The organism is Pseudomonas helmanticensis (assembly GCF_900182985.1).
In the GTDB taxonomy this organism is placed as follows: domain Bacteria; phylum Pseudomonadota; class Gammaproteobacteria; order Pseudomonadales; family Pseudomonadaceae; genus Aquipseudomonas; species Aquipseudomonas helmanticensis.
This window is the reverse complement of the sequence record NZ_FXUY01000001.1, coordinates 4878972-4895642: the sequence shown is the minus strand read 5'-3', so window position 1 is coordinate 4895642 and position 16671 is coordinate 4878972. Positions and strand designations below refer to the sequence as shown.

The following is a 16671-nucleotide window of genomic DNA, read 5'->3' as shown; positions in this document are numbered from 1 at the left end:
CAAGACCTCCGTTGCCACAGAAGGATTTGCGTGATGATGTACGCCGATTTGATTGACCAGGAAGATCTGTTGGGCCAGCTCAAGGCATTGGGTATTCAAGTGCCCAGTGGCACGACCGCCGATCAGGCTTGCGAGTGCGCAGTGCGCGGTCTGGATAATGTTCGTGCGTTTGAACTGCGCAAGATGGTCAAGGACATGTACACCAGCGGCGCCAGCATCCAGCCGGCGGTGCGGCAGGCGATCGACAAACAGCTGTTGCCGGCACTGGCGGACTACCAGCAAAGCCATAGCGCCTGACAGCAGATCAAAAGATCGCAGCCTTCGGCAGCTCCTACATTGGAACGCATGATCGTTCCCACGCTCTGCGTGGGAATGCCTCAACGGACGCTCCGCGTTCGGCCTTTTGGGACGCAGAGCGTCCCGGGCTGCGTTCCCACGCAGAGCGTGGGAACGATCCTTATCTTTTGCCTTACAGCCTTACGCTGGCAAACGTCGACTCATTGCGCGCCTGACTCAACGCCGACATCGGCCCCGACAGCGGCGACATCACGATCGCCTGCGGTAGCGGCAGCATCGCCACTTGCTGGGTGGTGTTGGAGCCTACGCGCTCGTCACGCGGCGGAATGCCGAAGTACTCGCGGTAGCACTTGGAGAAGTGCGGCGTGGAGACGAAACCACACACCGACGCCACTTCGATGATCGACATCGGCGTCTGCTTGAGCAGTTGCCGGGCGCGGATCAGGCGCAGCTTCAAGTAGTAGCGCGACGGCGAGCAGTGCAAATATTTCTGGAACAACCGCTCCAGCTGTCGACGCGACACGGCGACGTATACCGCCAATTCATCCAGGTCGATCGGCTCTTCCAGATTGGCTTCCATCAGCGCGACGATTTCCTGCAGTTTCGGCTGGTTGGTGCCGAGCATGTGCTTGAGCGGCACGCGCTGGTGATCCTGCTCGTTGCGGATGCGCTCGTAGACGAACATTTCCGAGATCGCGGCGGACAGTTCACGGCCGTGATCGCGGCTGATCAGGTGCAGCATCATGTCCAGCGGCGCGGTGCCGCCAGAGCTGGTGAAACGGTTACGGTCAAGGGTGAACAGACGCGTGCTCATGGCCACGCGCGGGAAAGCTTCCTGCATCGCCGCGAGACATTCCCAGTGCACGCTGCAATCGAAACCGTCGAGCAACCCGGCGCAGGCCAGTGCCCAACTGCCGGTGCACACGGCGCCGAGACGCTTGGACTGACGCGCCTGACTTTGCAGCCACGAGACGTGCTCACGGGTGACGGTGCGTTGAATGCCGATGCCGCCACAGACGATCACGGTGTCCAGTGGCGGGGCTTTGTGCATGGAAGCGTCGGGAGTGATTTGCAGACCGTCACTGGCCCACACCTGGCCGCCATCGACGGTGAGGGTGCTCCAGCGATACAGCTCGCGACCGGACAATTGGTTGGCCATGCGCAGGGGTTCTACTGCGGAGGCCAGAGAAATCAGCGTGAAATTGTCCAGCAGCAGAAAGCCGATGGATTGAGGCGCACGGTTCTGGGGTTGGGCCCCGGAGTTGAACGACGTCATCGCGGTATCTCCTCACACAAAGCGGGTGATGGCCTCAGGCGGAGGCTCTTGTTATTGCCAGCGTTCTCGCGTGGGAGACGGGCTTTGTTATGACAGAGCAATTGCCATGCCTAAAATTGGATGGCCGTTCAATAACTCCTGAAAACGACGTCGCGACGCGTCTATACGAGCCGTCCGACGAAAGGTATTTCGAAGTGCCATCAGCGACGGGGAAAGCGCGGTTCAGGTGGCTGTGAGCAAATCGGTAGCACTTGTGGGAACTGGCGTGCGCGCGGTTTGCGGGGAGTGTCACCGCAAGCACGGGTGACAGACGGTAGGAGGGCTGGGCGCGTGTAACAGCTGGGAAAGACTCTTATCTGATTGCGACGCGCTAAAAGGTGGCGTGGTTTATTGACCGTGTTCACTTAGCGCGCAGTTTTGACTGGTCTAGCGCTATCGCGAGCAGGCTCACTCCTACATTTGGAATGCGTTCCCCTGTAGGAGTGAGCCTGCTCGCGATTGGGCCGATGCGGTCTCAGCACTCCACAGCGCTGACCGCGAGGCCACCGCGCGAGGTCTCTTTATATTTGTCATGCATGTCGGCCCCGGTATCGCGCATGGTGCGAATCACCCGATCCAGCGAGATAAAGTGCTGACCATCCCCGCGCAGCGCCATCTGCGCCGCGTTGATCGCTTTTACCGCGGCAATCGCATTGCGCTCAATACACGGCACTTGCACCAGACCGCCGACCGGATCGCAGGTCAGCCCAAGGTTGTGTTCCAGGCCAATCTCCGCCGCGTTGCACAACTGCTCCGGCGTAGCACCGAGAATCTCCGCCAGCCCCGCCGCCGCCATTGCGCACGCCGAACCGACTTCACCCTGACAGCCGACTTCGGCACCCGAGATCGAAGCATTCTTCTTGCACAGAATCCCCACCGCCGCCGCACTCAGGAAGTAGTCGACCACGTTGGCGTCCGTCACCGCTTCGCTGAACTTCATAAAATAGTGCAACACCGCCGGAATGATCCCCGCCGCACCATTGGTCGGCGCCGTCACCATGCGCCCGCCCGCCGCGTTCTCTTCATTCACCGCCAGCGCAAACAGGTTGACCCACTCCATCGCGCTCAGCGTCGAGCCAATCACATTGGGCTTGCCCAACTCCTGCAGACTGCGGTGCAACTTCGCCGCGCGCCGACGCACATTCAAACCGCCGGGCAGGATGCCCTCATGTTTCAGCCCCTGTTCGACGCAATCCTGCATCGCCCGCCACAGCTTCATGAGGCCGGCGCGAATCTCTTCCTCACTGCGCCAGACTTTTTCGTTGGCGAGCATCAGTTCGGCGACGCGCAGGTTGTTCTCTTTGCACAGCTCCAGCAGCTCGACCGCGCTGGAAAAGTCGTAAGGCAATTCAGTGCGATCCAGATCAACGACACCGCTGGACGCCTGCTTCTGATCCACAACAAAGCCGCCACCCACCGAATAGTAGGTGTCGCGATGCAGTTCACCGTGATCGCCCTCGGCAACGATCGTCATCGCATTGGGGTGGAACGGCAGGTTTTCATCGATCAGGCGCATGTCCCGTGCCCAGACAAACGGCACCGACAAACGACCATCCAATAAAAGTGTGTGTGTTTCGCGCAGCGCCTGAATGCGCGGGCCGATTTGCGCCGGGTCGATTGCGTCTGGCCACTCGCCCATCAGGCCCATGATCACCGCGTTATCGCTGCCGTGACCGATACCGGTGGCCGACAGCGAACCGAACAACTGCACCTCGATCCGCCGCACCTGCTCCAGTTGATGCTTGTCCCTTAGCGACTCGACGAACAACGCCGCCGCGCGCATCGGCCCGACGGTGTGGGAACTGGACGGGCCGATGCCGATTTTGAACAGGTCGAAAACGCTGATAGCCATTGCTGCAGAGCTCCTGAAGATGCCGGTCCGGAACGCAAAAACGCCCGCTGGCGGAGCTGCTACGCTCAAGCTGCGATCCGCCGGAATGCCCGCATCATCAGGCTTTTGTCGGAACGCACGGCGTCTGGCACCGACGCACTCATGTCCACCAGCGCCGCGCCGTTTTCGTCCCGGTTTTTCGCCGTTTTTGTGCGGCTCAGAGGGCTGATCGGGGCAGAAAAAAGCTGTAAACGACGTCACTGACACTAGATACGACCATCCCTGTACTGGATACGACCCCCCCTGTAGGCGTCAGATTTTCACTGGTACATGATCGTTATGACTCGATTGCAAGGCGCCGTGGTAGAGCTGTCTCCAGAACGCCATCCAACCGCAACCTATAAGTGCGGTGGTCCACAGTCGGAACACTGCCAAAAAAAACACCAAGGAGTCCATCCATGAAAGGTTCCCCGTCGTTGTTGTTGGCCGCCATGCTGAGTCTGCCGTTACTGGCGCAAGCTGCAGAACCGGCGCAGTGCAGTACCGTTAACTTCTCCGATGTCGGCTGGACCGACATCACCGCCACCACCGCGACCACCTCGGTTGTCCTCAACGCCCTCGGCTACAAGACCAAGACCACCATGATCTCCGTGCCCGTGACCTACAAGTCGCTGGCCGACGGCAAAAACATGGACGTGTTCCTCGGTAACTGGATGCCGACCATGGAAAACGACATCAAGGCCTACCGCGACGCCGGCACCGTGGAAACCGTGCGCACCAACCTCAAGGGCGCCAAGTACACCCTCGCCGTGCCGCAAGCCCTTTATGACAAAGGTCTGCACGACTTCGCCGACATCGCCAAATTCAAGAAAGAACTCGACGGCAAGATCTACGGCATCGAGCCTGGCAACGACGGCAACCGTCTGATCCAGAGCATGATCGACAAGGACGCCTTCGGCCTGAAATCCGCCGGTTTCAAAGTCGTCGAATCGTCGGAAGCGGGCATGCTCTCGCAGGTTGACCGCGCGCAGAAACGCGACACCGCCGTGGTCTTCCTCGGCTGGGCGCCGCACCCGATGAACAAGCGCTTCAAGATTCAATACCTGACCGGTGGCGATGATTTCTTCGGCCCCGATTTCGGTGCTGCAACCGTGGCGACCAACACCCGCAAGGGTTACGCCGAGGAATGCAGCAACGTCGGGCAGTTGCTGAAGAACCTGGAGTTTAACGTCGACATGGAAAGCGAACTGATGGGCAACATCCTCGACGACAAGATGAAGCCCGACGCGGCCGCCAAGGCCTGGCTGAAAAAGAATCCTCAGGTGCTCGATACCTGGCTCGCTGGCGTGACCACCATTGACGGTAAACCAGGCCTTGAGGCCGTGAAAGCCAAGATTGCCCAGTAATCGCTTATGCCGAGGGAGCTTGCTCCCTCGGGCTGTTTATTTCCTTGCATGCGGACGTTCACTACCATGCTGATTGATCAGAAAATACCTCTAGGCCAGTACATCGCGGGCTTCGTTGAATGGTTGACGCAACACGGCGCCAGCACTTTCGACGCAATCGCCGTGACCCTGGAAACGATGATCCACGGCGTGACGTTTGCGCTCACCTGGTTCAACCCTTTTGTCTTGATCGGCCTCATCGCCCTGCTCGCGCATTTCATCCAGCGCAAATGGGGATTGACCGTTTTCGTCATCGCCTCCTTCCTGTTGATCCTCAATCTGGGGTACTGGCAGGAAACCATGGAAACCCTCGCCCAGGTCATGTTCGCGACCCTGGTCTGCGTGGTCATCGGCGTGCCGTTGGGCATCGTCGCCGCGCACAAACCGATGTTCTACACGTTAATGCGTCCGGTACTCGATCTGATGCAGACCGTACCGACCTTCGTTTACCTCATTCCTACCCTGACCCTCTTCGGGCTGGGTGTGGTGCCGGGCCTGATCTCCACGGTGGTGTTCGCCATCGCTGCGCCGATCCGCCTGACCTACCTGGGCATCCGCGATGTCCCGCAAGAACTGATGGACGCCGGCAAGGCCTTCGGCTGCTCGCGTCGCCAATTGCTCTCACGGATCGAACTGCCTCACGCCATGCCGAGCATCGCGGCCGGCATCACCCAGTGCATCATGCTGTCGCTGTCGATGGTGGTGATTGCGGCACTGGTCGGCGCCGACGGACTCGGCAAACCGGTGGTCAACGCACTGAACACTGCTGATATCGCCCTGGGCTTCGAAGCGGGCCTGGCGATCGTACTGCTGGCGATCATGCTCGACCGTATCTGCAAACAACCCGACGCCAAAGTAGGGGGTGACGCATGAGCATAATTCGCTTCGAAGACGTAGACGTAATCTTCTCCAAGGATCCACGCGAAGCGCTCAAGCTGCTCGATCAGGGCATGACCCGCAACGAGATCCTCAAGAAAACCGGGCAGATCGTCGGTGTGGAAAAAGCCACGCTGGACGTCAACAAGGGCGAAATCTGCGTGCTGATGGGCCTGTCCGGTTCGGGCAAGTCGAGCCTGCTGCGCTGCATCAACGGCCTCAACACCGTGAGCCGCGGCAAGCTGTTCGTCGAGCATGAAGGCAAGCAGATCGACATCGCCTCCTGCACCCCGGCCGAACTGAAAATGATGCGCACCAAACGCATCGCCATGGTCTTCCAGAAGTTCGCCCTGATGCCGTGGCTGACGGTGCGCGAGAACATCAGTTTCGGTCTGGAAATGCAGGGCCGCCCGGAGAAGGAACGCCGCAAGCTGGTCGATGACAAGCTCGAACTGGTCGGCCTGACGCAATGGCGCAACAAGAAGCCTGACGAACTCTCTGGCGGTATGCAGCAACGTGTCGGTCTGGCGCGCGCGCTGGCGATGGACGCCGATATTTTGCTGATGGACGAACCGTTCTCGGCCCTCGACCCGTTGATCCGTCAGGGTCTGCAAGATGAACTGTTGGAGCTGCAACGCAAGCTGAGCAAGACCATCGTGTTCGTGAGTCACGACCTTGATGAAGCACTGAAACTCGGCAGCCGCATCGCGATCATGAAGGATGGCCGGATCATCCAGTACAGCGTGCCGGAAGAGATCGTGCTGAACCCGGCGGACGACTATGTGCGGACCTTCGTGGCGCACACCAATCCGCTCAACGTGCTGTGCGGGCGCAGCCTGATGCGCACGCTGGACAACTGCAAACGCATCAACGGCTCGGTGTGCCTCGATCCGGGCGGTGATTCGTGGCTGGATCTGGCTGAAGGCAACACCATCAAGGGTGCGCGGCAGAATGGTTCAGTGCTGAACCTGCAGAACTGGGCGCCGGGGCAAGCGGTTGAAGGCCTGGAGCGTAAACCGACGCTGGTGGACTCGAACATCGGCATGCGCGATGCGTTGCAGATTCGTTATCAGACTGGCAACAAGCTGGTGCTGCACGATAACAATCATGTGGTGGGGATCCTGGGCGACAGTGAGTTGTATCACGCGTTGCTGGGCAAGAACCTCGGTTAAGGCGGGATAAAAAAAGGGATCGCGGTGAGCGATCCCTGATCGTTCCCACGCTCTGCGTGGGAATGCAGCCCGGGACGCTCCGCGTCCCACAACAGCGGACGCAGAGCGTCCATTGAGACATTCCCACGCAGAGCGTGGGAACGATCACGCAAAAGGGGCTCAATCGAGCCCCTTTTGTTTTAGCGGTTTAGCTATACACCCGGCCAAGGAGCTGCCGATGGCTTTCAAACTGATCGAGCACATCCCGCGTGATCTGATCCTGCGTGAAACCCATCAGGTCGTAATCCTGGCTGCCGTTGTGCAAATACACTTCAGCACGGTAGTAACGCTGGCGCGCTTCATCGGACTGGGCCGATTCGGTCGGGGTCGCCAGATAGCCGTCCAGGCTGACTTCGTAGACGAAAGGGTTGCCCTCTTCCATCTCTACGCGCACGCCCATGCAGCGCTTGGATTTACCCAACAGCGTCTGCACTGTCAGACCCTGCGCACGCATCTGCGCGGTGGCATCTTCCAGCGCCGGGCTGACCTGCTTGTCCATGAAACGCTGCACCACCGATTGGCTCGGTTGCAGGTCCAGTTGCGTCAGACGCTCGCTGAAACCGCGACGACCGCGCTCCGCCAGTTGCGCTTGCTCCTGTTCGATCTGCACGTCCTGGCGCATCGCCTTGTGCAGGCCGAACATGAAGAACACCAGCACCACCGAGAACGGCAGACCGGCCAGCACCACCATGGTTTGCATGGCTTCGAAGTTACCGGCGAACAACAGGCCGATGGTCACCAGAGTGATCACTGCCGACCAGAAAATCCGCAGCCAGTGCGGTGCATCTTCATCGACATTGCCGCCCTTGCAGGACAGATTCGCCATCATTACCGCGCCGGAGTCGGCCGGGGTCAGGAACAGCACGAAGCCAACGAAGATCGACACACCGATAACGACTTTCGACGCCGGGTAATGTTCAAGCAACTGATAGATCGCCATCGACGGCTGTTCCAGCGCCGTCTTGCCGAGCTCCACCGCCCCATGGTTCATCACTAGGTCCAGCGCCGAGTTACCGAAGATCGACAGCCAGGCCAAAGTGAAGCCCAGTGGAATCAGCAGCACGCCGGCGACCAGTTCACGCACCGTACGACCACGGGAAATACGCGCGATGAACATGCCTACGAATGGTGCCCAGGAAATCCACCATGCCCAATAGAACAGCGTCCACAGGCCCATCCAGCGCTCGGACTTGGCGTTGTCGCCTTCGTACACATAAAGGTCGAAGGTTTTCAGCACGATGCCATTGAGGTAATCGCCGATGTTCTGCACGAAGCCGTTGAGCAGGTGCAGGGTCGGGCCGAACAGCAGGACGAAAATCAGCAGACCGCTGAACAGCACGATGTTCAGGTTGGACAGACGGCGGATGCCGTTTTCCACACCGGACACGGCAGCGATGGTCGCCACGGTGCTCATCACGATGATCACGATCAAAAGGTTAGTGTTGCTGTGTTCCATGCCGAACAGGTTTTCCAGGCCCGACGACACTTGCAGCGAACCGATCCCCAGGTTCGTCACCAGACCCAGCAGGGTCACGAACATGCCGAAGCCGTCTACCGCGTGACCGGCCGCGCCTTTGACCCAACGCTCGCCGACCAGCGGATACAGCGCCGAACGCAGTGCCAGCGGCTGGTTATGGCGGTAAGCAAAGTACGCCACGGCCAGACCGACCAGTGCGTAGATCGCCCAGCCGTGCAGGCCCCAGTGCAGGAACGTCAGTTGCACCGCCTGACGCGCGGCCATGTTGGTGGCCGAGGCGCCTTCCGGCGGATTGAAGTAGTGATCCAGCGGCTCGGACGCGCCGAAGTACAGCAGCGAAATACCGATACCCGACGAGAACAGCATCCCCGCCCAGGCGCCGTAACTGAAATCCGGGGTGTCATCCTTGCTGCCCAGTTTGAGTTTGCCGTACGAGGAAAACGCCAGGCCGACGACAAATACCAGGTAGGCGGCGATCACCACCATGTAGTACCAGCCGAAGCTGCGCGACAACCAGGCCTGAGCGATACCCAACAGTCTGCCGGCCTCTTGCGGGGCGATAATCAGAATGGCGGTCAACAACAGAATCAGCGCGGTAGAGGTGTAAAACACCCAACCGTTGACCGTCACCTTCTCGGGCGGGGTCTTTATAAGCGAGGCAGAACTCATGGCACAAATGCTCCAGGCAGTGCGAGAGAAGAACACAAGGCAACACGGAACCCGACCAATCGGTTAGTTGGCAGCCGACCGGCGGGTGATATAAAGACATCCCGGAAAAAGCCCGAACCTGCCGAAATGGCGCTGCGAATCGCTTTCGTGGCCGAAGGTGCGGACGTTCATCCGAAACCCGGCCCTGAGCGTCTTGCCCTTTCAACACGTCCATCGAATCGCGAACCGCGCCATGCCCCACGCAGGTTTCAAGCATTTTCGGATGTCGGTTTTATCGCCACTTACACGCAGGAAAAATCTGTAGGCAGCGACGATTTGTCGCAGATCTTATTCTTTGTTGATTGAACGTTCAATCAAAACAAAATAGACTGGCCGTCAATCCGATAGGCGTCATTCGCCGCTCGGAAGGCCTAAGGAGATGTGCAAGATGCCCAAGGTCGGTATGCAACCCATCCGCCGCCAACAACTGATCGAAGCCACTTTGCAGGCAGTCGATCAGGTCGGAATGGGGGACGCCAGCATTGCGCTGATCGCCCGTTTGGCCGGTGTCTCGAATGGCATCATCAGTCATTACTTTCAGGACAAGAACGGCCTGATTGCCGCCACGATGCGGTATCTGATGAACGTCCTCAGCGAGAACGTCACCCTGCGCCGCCAAGCGCTGGCAGATGACAGCCCACGGGCGCATCTGCAGGTGATCATCGAAGGCAACTTCGACGCCAGCCAGGTCAATGGCCCGGCAATGAAAACCTGGCTGGCCTTCTGGGCCACCAGCATGCACCAGCCGTCTTTGCACAGGTTGCAGCGGATCAACGATCACCGTCTGTATTCCAACCTGTGCTGCGAGTTCCGCCGTGTGTTGCCGCTCGAAGATGCGCGCACCGCAGCGCGTGGCCTGGCAGCGTTGATCGACGGCTTGTGGTTGCGCGGCGCTTTGTCGGGAGACGCTTTCGACACGGCGCAGGCGCAACAGATCGCTTACGAATACATGGATTTCCAATTGGCCAAGAAGGTGAGCTAGAGCACACAGAAAACGCTCGGCCCCTGAACGCCACCGCAGCCTCACCGCGGTGGTCAACGCCAACCACTAATGCACTTGCGAGGACACTATGGCCCGTTTCGAACTGCAAAAACTCTACATCGATGGCGCGTACTCCGACGCTGGCAGCGATGCCACCTTCGAAGCCATCAACCCGGCGAACGGTGAAGTCCTCGCCCAAGTGCAACGTGCGACCAAGGAAGACGTCGAGCGCGCGGTGGTCGCTGCTGAAAAGGGCCAGAAAATCTGGGCCGCAATGACCGCCATGGAGCGTTCGCGCATCCTGCGTCGTGCCGTCGACATCCTGCGCGAGCGCAACGATGAACTGGCCGCGCTGGAAACCCTGGACACCGGTAAATCCTTCTCCGAAACCAAGTACGTCGACATCGTTACCGGCGCTGACGTGCTGGAATACTACGCAGGCCTGGTGCCGGCGATCGAAGGCGAGCAGATTCCACTGCGTGACACTTCTTTCGTCTACACCCGTCGCGAGCCGCTGGGCGTGGTTGCCGGCATCGGCGCGTGGAACTACCCGATCCAGATCGCGCTGTGGAAATCCGCGCCAGCCCTGGCGGCCGGTAACGCGATGATCTTCAAGCCAAGCGAAGTCACCTCGCTGACCACCCTGAAACTGGCCGAGATTTTCACTCAAGCCGGTCTGCCAAACGGCGTGTTCAACGTCCTGACCGGCAGCGGCCGTGAAGTCGGCACCTGGTTGACCGAGCACCCGCGCATCGAAAAAATCTCCTTCACCGGCGGCACCGACACTGGCAAGAAAGTAATGGCCAGCGCTTCGGCTTCGTCGCTGAAGGACGTGACCATGGAACTGGGCGGCAAATCCCCGCTGATCATCTGCGACGACGCCGATCTGGATCGCGCTGCCGACACCGCGATGATGGCCAACTTCTACAGCTCCGGTCAGGTCTGCACCAACGGCACTCGCGTGTTCGTACCGGCGCACCTGAAAGCCGCTTTCGAAGCCAAGATCGTTGAGCGCGTTGCACGCATCCGCGTCGGCAACCCGGAAGACGAAAACACCAACTTCGGCCCACTGGTCAGCTTCGCGCACATGGAAAGCGTGCTGGGCTACATCGCCAAGGGCAAAGAAGAGGGCGCCCGCGTACTGTGCGGCGGCGACCGTCTGACCGACGGCGAATTCGCCAAAGGCGCATTCGTCGCACCGACCGTGTTCACCGATTGCACCGACGACATGACTATCGTTCGTGAAGAAATCTTTGGCCCGGTGATGGCGATCCTCTCTTACGAAACCGAAGAAGAAGTGATCCGCCGCGCCAACGACACTGACTTCGGCCTGGCTGCCGGTATCGTCACCAAAGACCTGAACCGCGCGCACCGCGTGATTCATCAACTGGAAGCCGGTATCTGCTGGATCAACGCCTGGGGCGAGTCTGACGCAAAAATGCCGGTCGGCGGTTACAAGCAGTCGGGTGTCGGCCGTGAGAACGGCATCAGCTCGCTGAACAACTTCACCCGCATCAAATCGGTACAGGTCGAGCTGGGCGATTACGTTTCGGTGTTCTGATCTGACGCAGAGTCTGGATGGGGCCTATGTGGCGAGGGGATTCAGCGAAACGTCGCACCGCCCCGCTGGGCTGCAAAGCAGCCCCCCTCCAGACACTGCCATTCTCCAGACAGAACCCAGTCGCTGACTCTGCGACTGCTGCGCAGCCGAACGGGGATAAATCCCCTCGCCACAGGTGCGCGGTCACAGTTGACCTGACCAACTTCAAAGAGGGTGCATTCAATGTCCCAAGAATTCGATTACATCATCATCGGTGCCGGCTCGGCCGGTAACACTCTGGCGACCCGTCTGACTGAAGACGCCGGCGTCACCGTTCTGCTGCTCGAAGCAGGCGGCCCTGACTACCGTTTCGACTTCCGCACGCAAATGCCGGCTGCACTGGCGTTCCCGCTGCAAGGTCGTCGCTACAACTGGGCTTACGAAACCGACGCCGAGCCACACATGGACGGTCGCCGGATGGAATGCGGTCGCGGCAAAGGCCTCGGCGGTTCTTCGCTGATCAACGGCATGTGCTACATCCGCGGTAACGCGATGGACTACGACGGCTGGGCGAAACTGCCGGGGCTGGAAAACTGGTCGTATCTCGACTGCCTGCCGTACTTCCGCAAAGCCGAAACCCGTGACATCGGCCCGAACGACTACCACGGTGGCGAAGGCCCGGTCAGCGTGACCACGCCGAAGGCTGGCAACAACCCGCTGTTCCACGCCATGGTTGAAGCTGGTGTACAGGCCGGTTACCCGCGCACCGAAGACTTGAACGGTTACCAGCAGGAAGGCTTCGGCCCGATGGATCGCACCGTCACGCCGAAAGGCCGTCGTGCTTCCACCGCCCGTGGTTACCTCGACACCGCTAAAAAGCGTTCGGCCCTGACCATCGTCACCCACGCCCTGACCGACAAGATTCTGTTTGAAGGCAAGCGTGCCGTTGGCGTGCGTTACCTGATCGGCGCCGCTGAAGAGCGCGTCGAAGTCAAAGCACGCAAGGAAGTCCTGCTGTGCTCCGGCGCCATCGCTTCGCCGCAGATTCTGCAGCGCTCCGGTGTCGGCCCTGCCGAACTGCTGAACTCGCTCGACATTCCGGTCGTTCACGATCTGCCGGGCGTCGGTGAAAACCTGCAGGATCACCTTGAGCTGTACCTGCAATACGCCTGCACCCAGCCAGTTTCGCTGTACCCGTCGCTGCTCTGGTACAACCAGCCGGCCATCGGTGCCGAGTGGTTGTTCAACGGCACCGGCATCGGCGCCAGCAACCAGTTCGAAGCCGGCGGTTTCATCCGTTCGCGTCCGGAGTTCGAATGGCCGAACATTCAGTACCACTTCTTGCCGGTGGCGATTAACTACAACGGCAGCAACGGTGTGAAAGAGCACGGTTTCCAGGCGCACATGGGTTCCATGCGTTCGCCGAGCCGTGGTCGCATCCAGGCCAAGTCGAAGGATCCGCGCGAGTATCCGAGCATCCTCTTCAACTACATGGCTACCGAGCAAGACTGGCAGGAATTCCGCGACGGCATCCGCCTGACCCGAGAAATCATGCAACAGCCGGCACTGGACGCTTTCCGTGGCCGCGAAATCAGCCCGGGCATCGAAGTGCAAACCGATGAGCAACTGGACAAGTTCATCCGCGAGCACGCCGAAACCGCGTTCCACCCGTCCTGCTCGTGCAAGATGGGCACCGACGAGATGGCTGTGGTTGATGGCGAAGGTCGCGTGCACGGCATGCAGAGCCTGCGTGTGGTCGATGCTTCGATCATGCCGATCATCACCACCGGCAACCTGAACGCGCCGACGATCATGATCGCCGAGAAAATCGCCGACAAGATCCGTGGCCGTCAACCGCTGCCACGCAGCACCGCGCCGTACTACGTCGCGGGCGATGCGCCGGTCAAAGGCAAGCCGATGCGTGATATCACCCCGGCTGCTCAGTAAGTTGAAGTGATCGTTCCCACGCTCCGCGTGGGAATGCATCCCGTGACGCTCTGCGTCACACAGCGGACGCAGAGCGTCCATGGCGGCGTTCCCACGCAGAGCGTGGGAACGATCTCCTGCCTCGCACAGTAAATCCTCCTACACCCCCTCTTCACTTGATCCTACCCCCACGCAGGCCTACTCTAGACCTCGCGCAACCGTTTCACCCCCTCCCCGCCGTCGCTCGACCGCTTCCCCCCTTACAAGGAGGTTCCCGAATGTTCGATTTCCACCCCCAGCTCAAGCAGCGCTTCGCTGCCTTGCGCACGGGCGCTGAGTTTTTTTCCCTGCGGTATGTACGCGAGTCCGGCCAGTACCTGTCGGTGCGCAAGAACGTCGCCGAACCGCCGAGCCTGAGCCGTGACGAAGGCGCGATGCTCACCGTTCGTGTCAATGGCGTTGAGGCCTATGCGGCGACCAACGACCTCTCGCAGCAAGGCCTGCAAGCCGCGCTTGAGCGCGCCGAGCAGCAAGCTCGCCGCCTCAAGCCGCACGCCTTGCTCGATCTGCGCGATCAGCCGGTGTCCAGCGACCGTGCTGATTACTTTTCACCCAATCTCGAACAACCCTTCCCGTCGCTGAGCGAATGCTTCGAGCTGCTCGGCGCGGAATCCGCCTCGGTGCCAAAGGATGAGCGCCTGGTGAACTGGGAAGTGAGCATCGGCATCACCCACGTCGAACAGATCTACCTGAGCAGCGCCGGGGCGGAACTGCGCCAGGCCCAGCGCTTCGTCTACCCAGGCCTCGACGTCACCGCCTACGACGGCAACGACAGCCAGACCCGCAGCCTCGGCCGCGAGAACTTCGGCCAACAGGGCAGCGCCGACGTGATCAGCCGTTGCGGCCTGATCGGCGCCGGCCCGCAAGTCGCCGATCAGGCGCTGCAACTGCTGCTCGCACCGAACACCCCGCAAGGCCCGCGCGACCTGCTGTTGATGCCCGATCAAATGATGCTGCAGATCCACGAATCCATCGGCCACCCGCTGGAACTCGACCGCATCCTCGGCGATGAGCGCAATTACGCCGGCACCAGTTTCGTCAAAGCCAGCGACTTCGGCAGCCTGCAATACGGCTCGAAACTGCTCAACGTGACCTTTGATCCGGGCATCCCCGAAGAACTCGCCAGCTACGGCCATGACGACGACGGCACTAAAGCCAACAAACAATTCCTGATTCGCGAAGGCCTGCTGCTGCGGCCACTCGGTGGTGCACTGTCGCAGTTCCGTGCCGGGATGGACGGCGTCGCCAACAGCCGCGCCTGCGGCTGGAACCGCGCGCCGATCGACCGCATGGCCAACCTCAATATCGAACCGGGCGACCAGCCGCTTGAGCAGTTGATCAAAGGCATCGAGCACGGCATTTTGATGAGCACCAACCGTTCGTGGTCGATTGACGATGCGCGCAATAAATTCCAGTTCGGTTGCGAATGGGGTCAGTTGATCGAAAACGGTGAACTCAAAGGCGTGGTAAAAAACCCGAACTACCGGGCGATTTCCGCGCACTTCTGGAAAAGCCTGCGCGCTGTCGGCGACGCCAACACCGTCAAGGTGCTGGGCACGCCGAACTGCGGCAAGGGCGAACCGAACCAGGTGATCCGCGTCGGCCACGCTTCGCCGGCCTGCGTATTCAGCAACGTTGATGTGTTTGGGGGAGACGCCTGATGAGTATTTCGAAGAGTCAGTCCGACGCCTTCAAGGTCATGGTCAACTGGCTGCGCGACAGCGTGCGCGAGCCAGAGCAGTTCACCCTCAGCTACGCTGCCGAGTCTTCGGCGTTCGTGCGTTTCAACCACGCCAAGGTGCGTCAGGCTGGGCAGGTGCAGCAGGCCAACATCGTTCTGAAGCTGATCAACGACGGGCGTCACGCCGACCTGCAAGTCACCCTGTCCGGTGATCAGGAAGGCGATCTGCAACGCCTCGCCGAAGGCTTGCAACAACTGCGCGAAACCCTGCCGCTGCTGCCACAGGATCCGTATTTGCTGCTCAACCACAACGGCTGGCAGAGCCAGAACGTGCAGGAACATCCACTGCCGGACACTGAACAGGTTGTCGATGAAATCTGCGCTGCTGCTGAAGGTCTGGACCTGGTTGGCTTTTATGCCGCCGGCCCGATCAGCCGTGGTTTCGCCAGTTCTTCGGGGGCGTTTGGCTGGCATCAGGCCAACAGCTTCAACTTTGATTTCAGCCTGTTCCATGACAACGGCGAAGCGGTGAAAGCCAGCTACGCCGGGCATGACTGGAGCAGTGAAGGTTTCGCCAAGCGTTTCCAGCAGGCTCGCGAGCAACTGGAATTTCTCGGGCGTCCGCTGCGCACACTGGCGCCGGGGCAGTACCGTGCGTACCTGGCACCAGCGGCGCTGGAAGAAATCATGGGCATGTTGAGCTGGGGTGGTTTCTCGGCGCAGTCGATTGCCAGCAAAAGCAGCCCGCTGCAGAAGCTGTATGTCGGCGATCAGGCGTTCAGCCCGTTGGTGTCGCTGGACGAGAAAGTCAGCGAATCGCTGAGCCCGGCGTTTTCCGGTGAAGGTTATCCGCGCAGCGATTTGCGCTTGATCGTCGAGGGCAAGGCTGGCGATCAACTGGTCGGCTCACGCAGTGCCGCGGAATATGGCCTGACGGCTAACGGCGCCAGCGGTGGTGAATCGCCGAGCGCGCTGAACATGGCCGCCGGTGATCTGCCGCAAGCGGAAATCCTCAAGCAGTTGGGCACCGGGTTGTACATCAGCAATCTTTGGTACCTGAACTTCTCGGACCAACCGGCGGCGCGCATGACCGGCATGACCCGGTTTGCGACCTTCTGGGTGGAGAACGGCGAGATTCAGGCACCGGTGAGCACCATGCGTTTTGACGACAGCGCTTACAGCCTGCTCGGTTCGCAGCTGGAAGCGTTGACCGCCGAGCGTGAGTTGCTGCTGTCGGCGAGTACCTACAGCCAGCGCAATACCTCGTCAGCATTGCTGCCGGGGGCGCTGGTTAGCCGACTTACGCTGACTCTCTGACAGCG

At 60.2% G+C, this 16671-nt stretch carries 13 protein-coding genes; 10 read left to right on the top strand and 3 right to left on the bottom strand.

Features of this window, described 5'->3' with window-relative positions:
* The first annotated feature begins 33 nt into the window (after positions 1–33).
* Positions 34–297 (top strand): hypothetical protein, encoded by a 264-nt coding sequence (locus QOL84_RS21865; RefSeq protein ID WP_016983943.1) that lies wholly within the window; start codon positions 34–36, stop codon positions 295–297.
* A gap of 172 nt (positions 298–469) precedes the next feature.
* On the opposite strand, the gene gbdR is transcribed toward QOL84_RS21865, so the two are convergent.
* A complete protein-coding gene (gene gbdR / locus QOL84_RS21860) occupies positions 470–1573 on the bottom strand; it encodes a choline metabolism transcriptional regulator GbdR (RefSeq protein WP_007949927.1) in 1104 nt (367 codons plus the stop codon).
* Positions 1574–2087: 514 nt separating this feature from the next.
* Positions 2088–3464 (bottom strand): L-serine ammonia-lyase, encoded by a 1377-nt coding sequence (locus QOL84_RS21855; RefSeq protein WP_129395844.1) that lies wholly within the window; start codon positions 3462–3464, stop codon positions 2088–2090.
* A gap of 437 nt (positions 3465–3901) precedes the next feature.
* Here QOL84_RS21855 and QOL84_RS21850 point away from each other — a divergent pair, with 437 nt between their 5' ends.
* From QOL84_RS21850 to choV, 3 genes are all read left to right on the top strand, one after another.
* Positions 3902–4849 (top strand): choline ABC transporter substrate-binding protein, encoded by a 948-nt coding sequence (locus tag QOL84_RS21850; RefSeq protein WP_129395845.1) that lies wholly within the window; start codon positions 3902–3904, stop codon positions 4847–4849.
* A gap of 66 nt (positions 4850–4915) precedes the next feature.
* A complete protein-coding gene (gene choW / locus QOL84_RS21845) occupies positions 4916–5761 on the top strand; it encodes a choline ABC transporter permease subunit (protein ID WP_007962645.1) in 846 nt (281 codons plus the stop codon).
* Positions 5758–6936, top strand: coding sequence for a choline ABC transporter ATP-binding protein (gene choV / locus QOL84_RS21840; protein WP_283438517.1), 1179 nt, complete (start codon positions 5758–5760; stop codon positions 6934–6936). Before choW ends, choV begins: the two co-directional genes overlap by 4 nt.
* Before the next feature lie 187 nt (positions 6937–7123).
* Here the strand turns inward: choV and betT are convergent, their stop codons facing one another.
* Complete coding sequence (betT, locus tag QOL84_RS21835; RefSeq protein ID WP_129395847.1) at positions 7124–9121, bottom strand: choline BCCT transporter BetT; 1998 nt, start codon at positions 9119–9121, stop codon at positions 7124–7126.
* A gap of 126 nt (positions 9122–9247) precedes the next feature.
* Between betT and QOL84_RS21830 the strand changes: the two genes are divergently transcribed.
* The 6 genes from QOL84_RS21830 to QOL84_RS21805 all read left to right on the top strand — a co-directional run bounded on the left by QOL84_RS21830 (position 9248) and on the right by QOL84_RS21805 (position 16666).
* Positions 9248–9466: a hypothetical protein gene (locus QOL84_RS21830; RefSeq protein WP_283438516.1), complete on the top strand. Its 219-nt coding sequence runs from the start codon at positions 9248–9250 to the stop codon at positions 9464–9466.
* A gap of 82 nt (positions 9467–9548) precedes the next feature.
* Positions 9549–10142: a transcriptional regulator BetI gene (gene betI, locus QOL84_RS21825; protein ID WP_129395849.1), complete on the top strand. Its 594-nt coding sequence runs from the start codon at positions 9549–9551 to the stop codon at positions 10140–10142.
* A gap of 88 nt (positions 10143–10230) precedes the next feature.
* Positions 10231–11703 carry a betaine-aldehyde dehydrogenase gene (gene betB / locus QOL84_RS21820; RefSeq protein WP_283438515.1) on the top strand — a complete coding sequence of 491 codons (1473 nt, stop codon included), beginning with the start codon at positions 10231–10233 and terminating at the stop codon, positions 11701–11703.
* Between the two features lie 222 nt (positions 11704–11925).
* Positions 11926–13629 (top strand): choline dehydrogenase, encoded by a 1704-nt coding sequence (gene betA / locus QOL84_RS21815; RefSeq protein ID WP_283438514.1) that lies wholly within the window; start codon positions 11926–11928, stop codon positions 13627–13629.
* A 257-nt stretch (positions 13630–13886) separates the two neighbouring features.
* Positions 13887–15329, top strand: a complete 1443-nt coding sequence (locus QOL84_RS21810; RefSeq protein ID WP_283438513.1) for a TldD/PmbA family protein — start codon at positions 13887–13889, stop codon at positions 15327–15329.
* On the top strand, positions 15329–16666 hold the full coding sequence (locus QOL84_RS21805; RefSeq protein WP_283438512.1) for a TldD/PmbA family protein: 1338 nt from the start codon (positions 15329–15331) through the stop codon (positions 16664–16666). Before QOL84_RS21810 ends, QOL84_RS21805 begins: the two co-directional genes overlap by 1 nt.
* Positions 16667–16671: the final 5 nt, after the last annotated feature.

Coding starts and splice junctions, on each gene's coding strand:
- betI (WP_129395849.1), top strand. CDS start 9,549: ATGCCCAAGGTCGGTATGCAACCCATCCGCCGCCAACAACTGATCGAA.
- QOL84_RS21805 (WP_283438512.1), top strand. CDS start 15,329: ATGAGTATTTCGAAGAGTCAGTCCGACGCCTTCAAGGTCATGGTCAAC.
- QOL84_RS21810 (WP_283438513.1), top strand. CDS start 13,887: ATGTTCGATTTCCACCCCCAGCTCAAGCAGCGCTTCGCTGCCTTGCGC.
- QOL84_RS21830 (WP_283438516.1), top strand. CDS start 9,248: ATGGCGCTGCGAATCGCTTTCGTGGCCGAAGGTGCGGACGTTCATCCG.
- betB (WP_283438515.1), top strand. CDS start 10,231: ATGGCCCGTTTCGAACTGCAAAAACTCTACATCGATGGCGCGTACTCC.
- gbdR (WP_007949927.1), bottom strand. CDS start 1,573: ATGACGTCGTTCAACTCCGGGGCCCAACCCCAGAACCGTGCGCCTCAA.
- betA (WP_283438514.1), top strand. CDS start 11,926: ATGTCCCAAGAATTCGATTACATCATCATCGGTGCCGGCTCGGCCGGT.
- choW (WP_007962645.1), top strand. CDS start 4,916: ATGCTGATTGATCAGAAAATACCTCTAGGCCAGTACATCGCGGGCTTC.
- QOL84_RS21865 (WP_016983943.1), top strand. CDS start 34: ATGATGTACGCCGATTTGATTGACCAGGAAGATCTGTTGGGCCAGCTC.
- betT (WP_129395847.1), bottom strand. CDS start 9,121: ATGAGTTCTGCCTCGCTTATAAAGACCCCGCCCGAGAAGGTGACGGTC.
- QOL84_RS21855 (WP_129395844.1), bottom strand. CDS start 3,464: ATGGCTATCAGCGTTTTCGACCTGTTCAAAATCGGCATCGGCCCGTCC.
- QOL84_RS21850 (WP_129395845.1), top strand. CDS start 3,902: ATGAAAGGTTCCCCGTCGTTGTTGTTGGCCGCCATGCTGAGTCTGCCG.
- choV (WP_283438517.1), top strand. CDS start 5,758: ATGAGCATAATTCGCTTCGAAGACGTAGACGTAATCTTCTCCAAGGAT.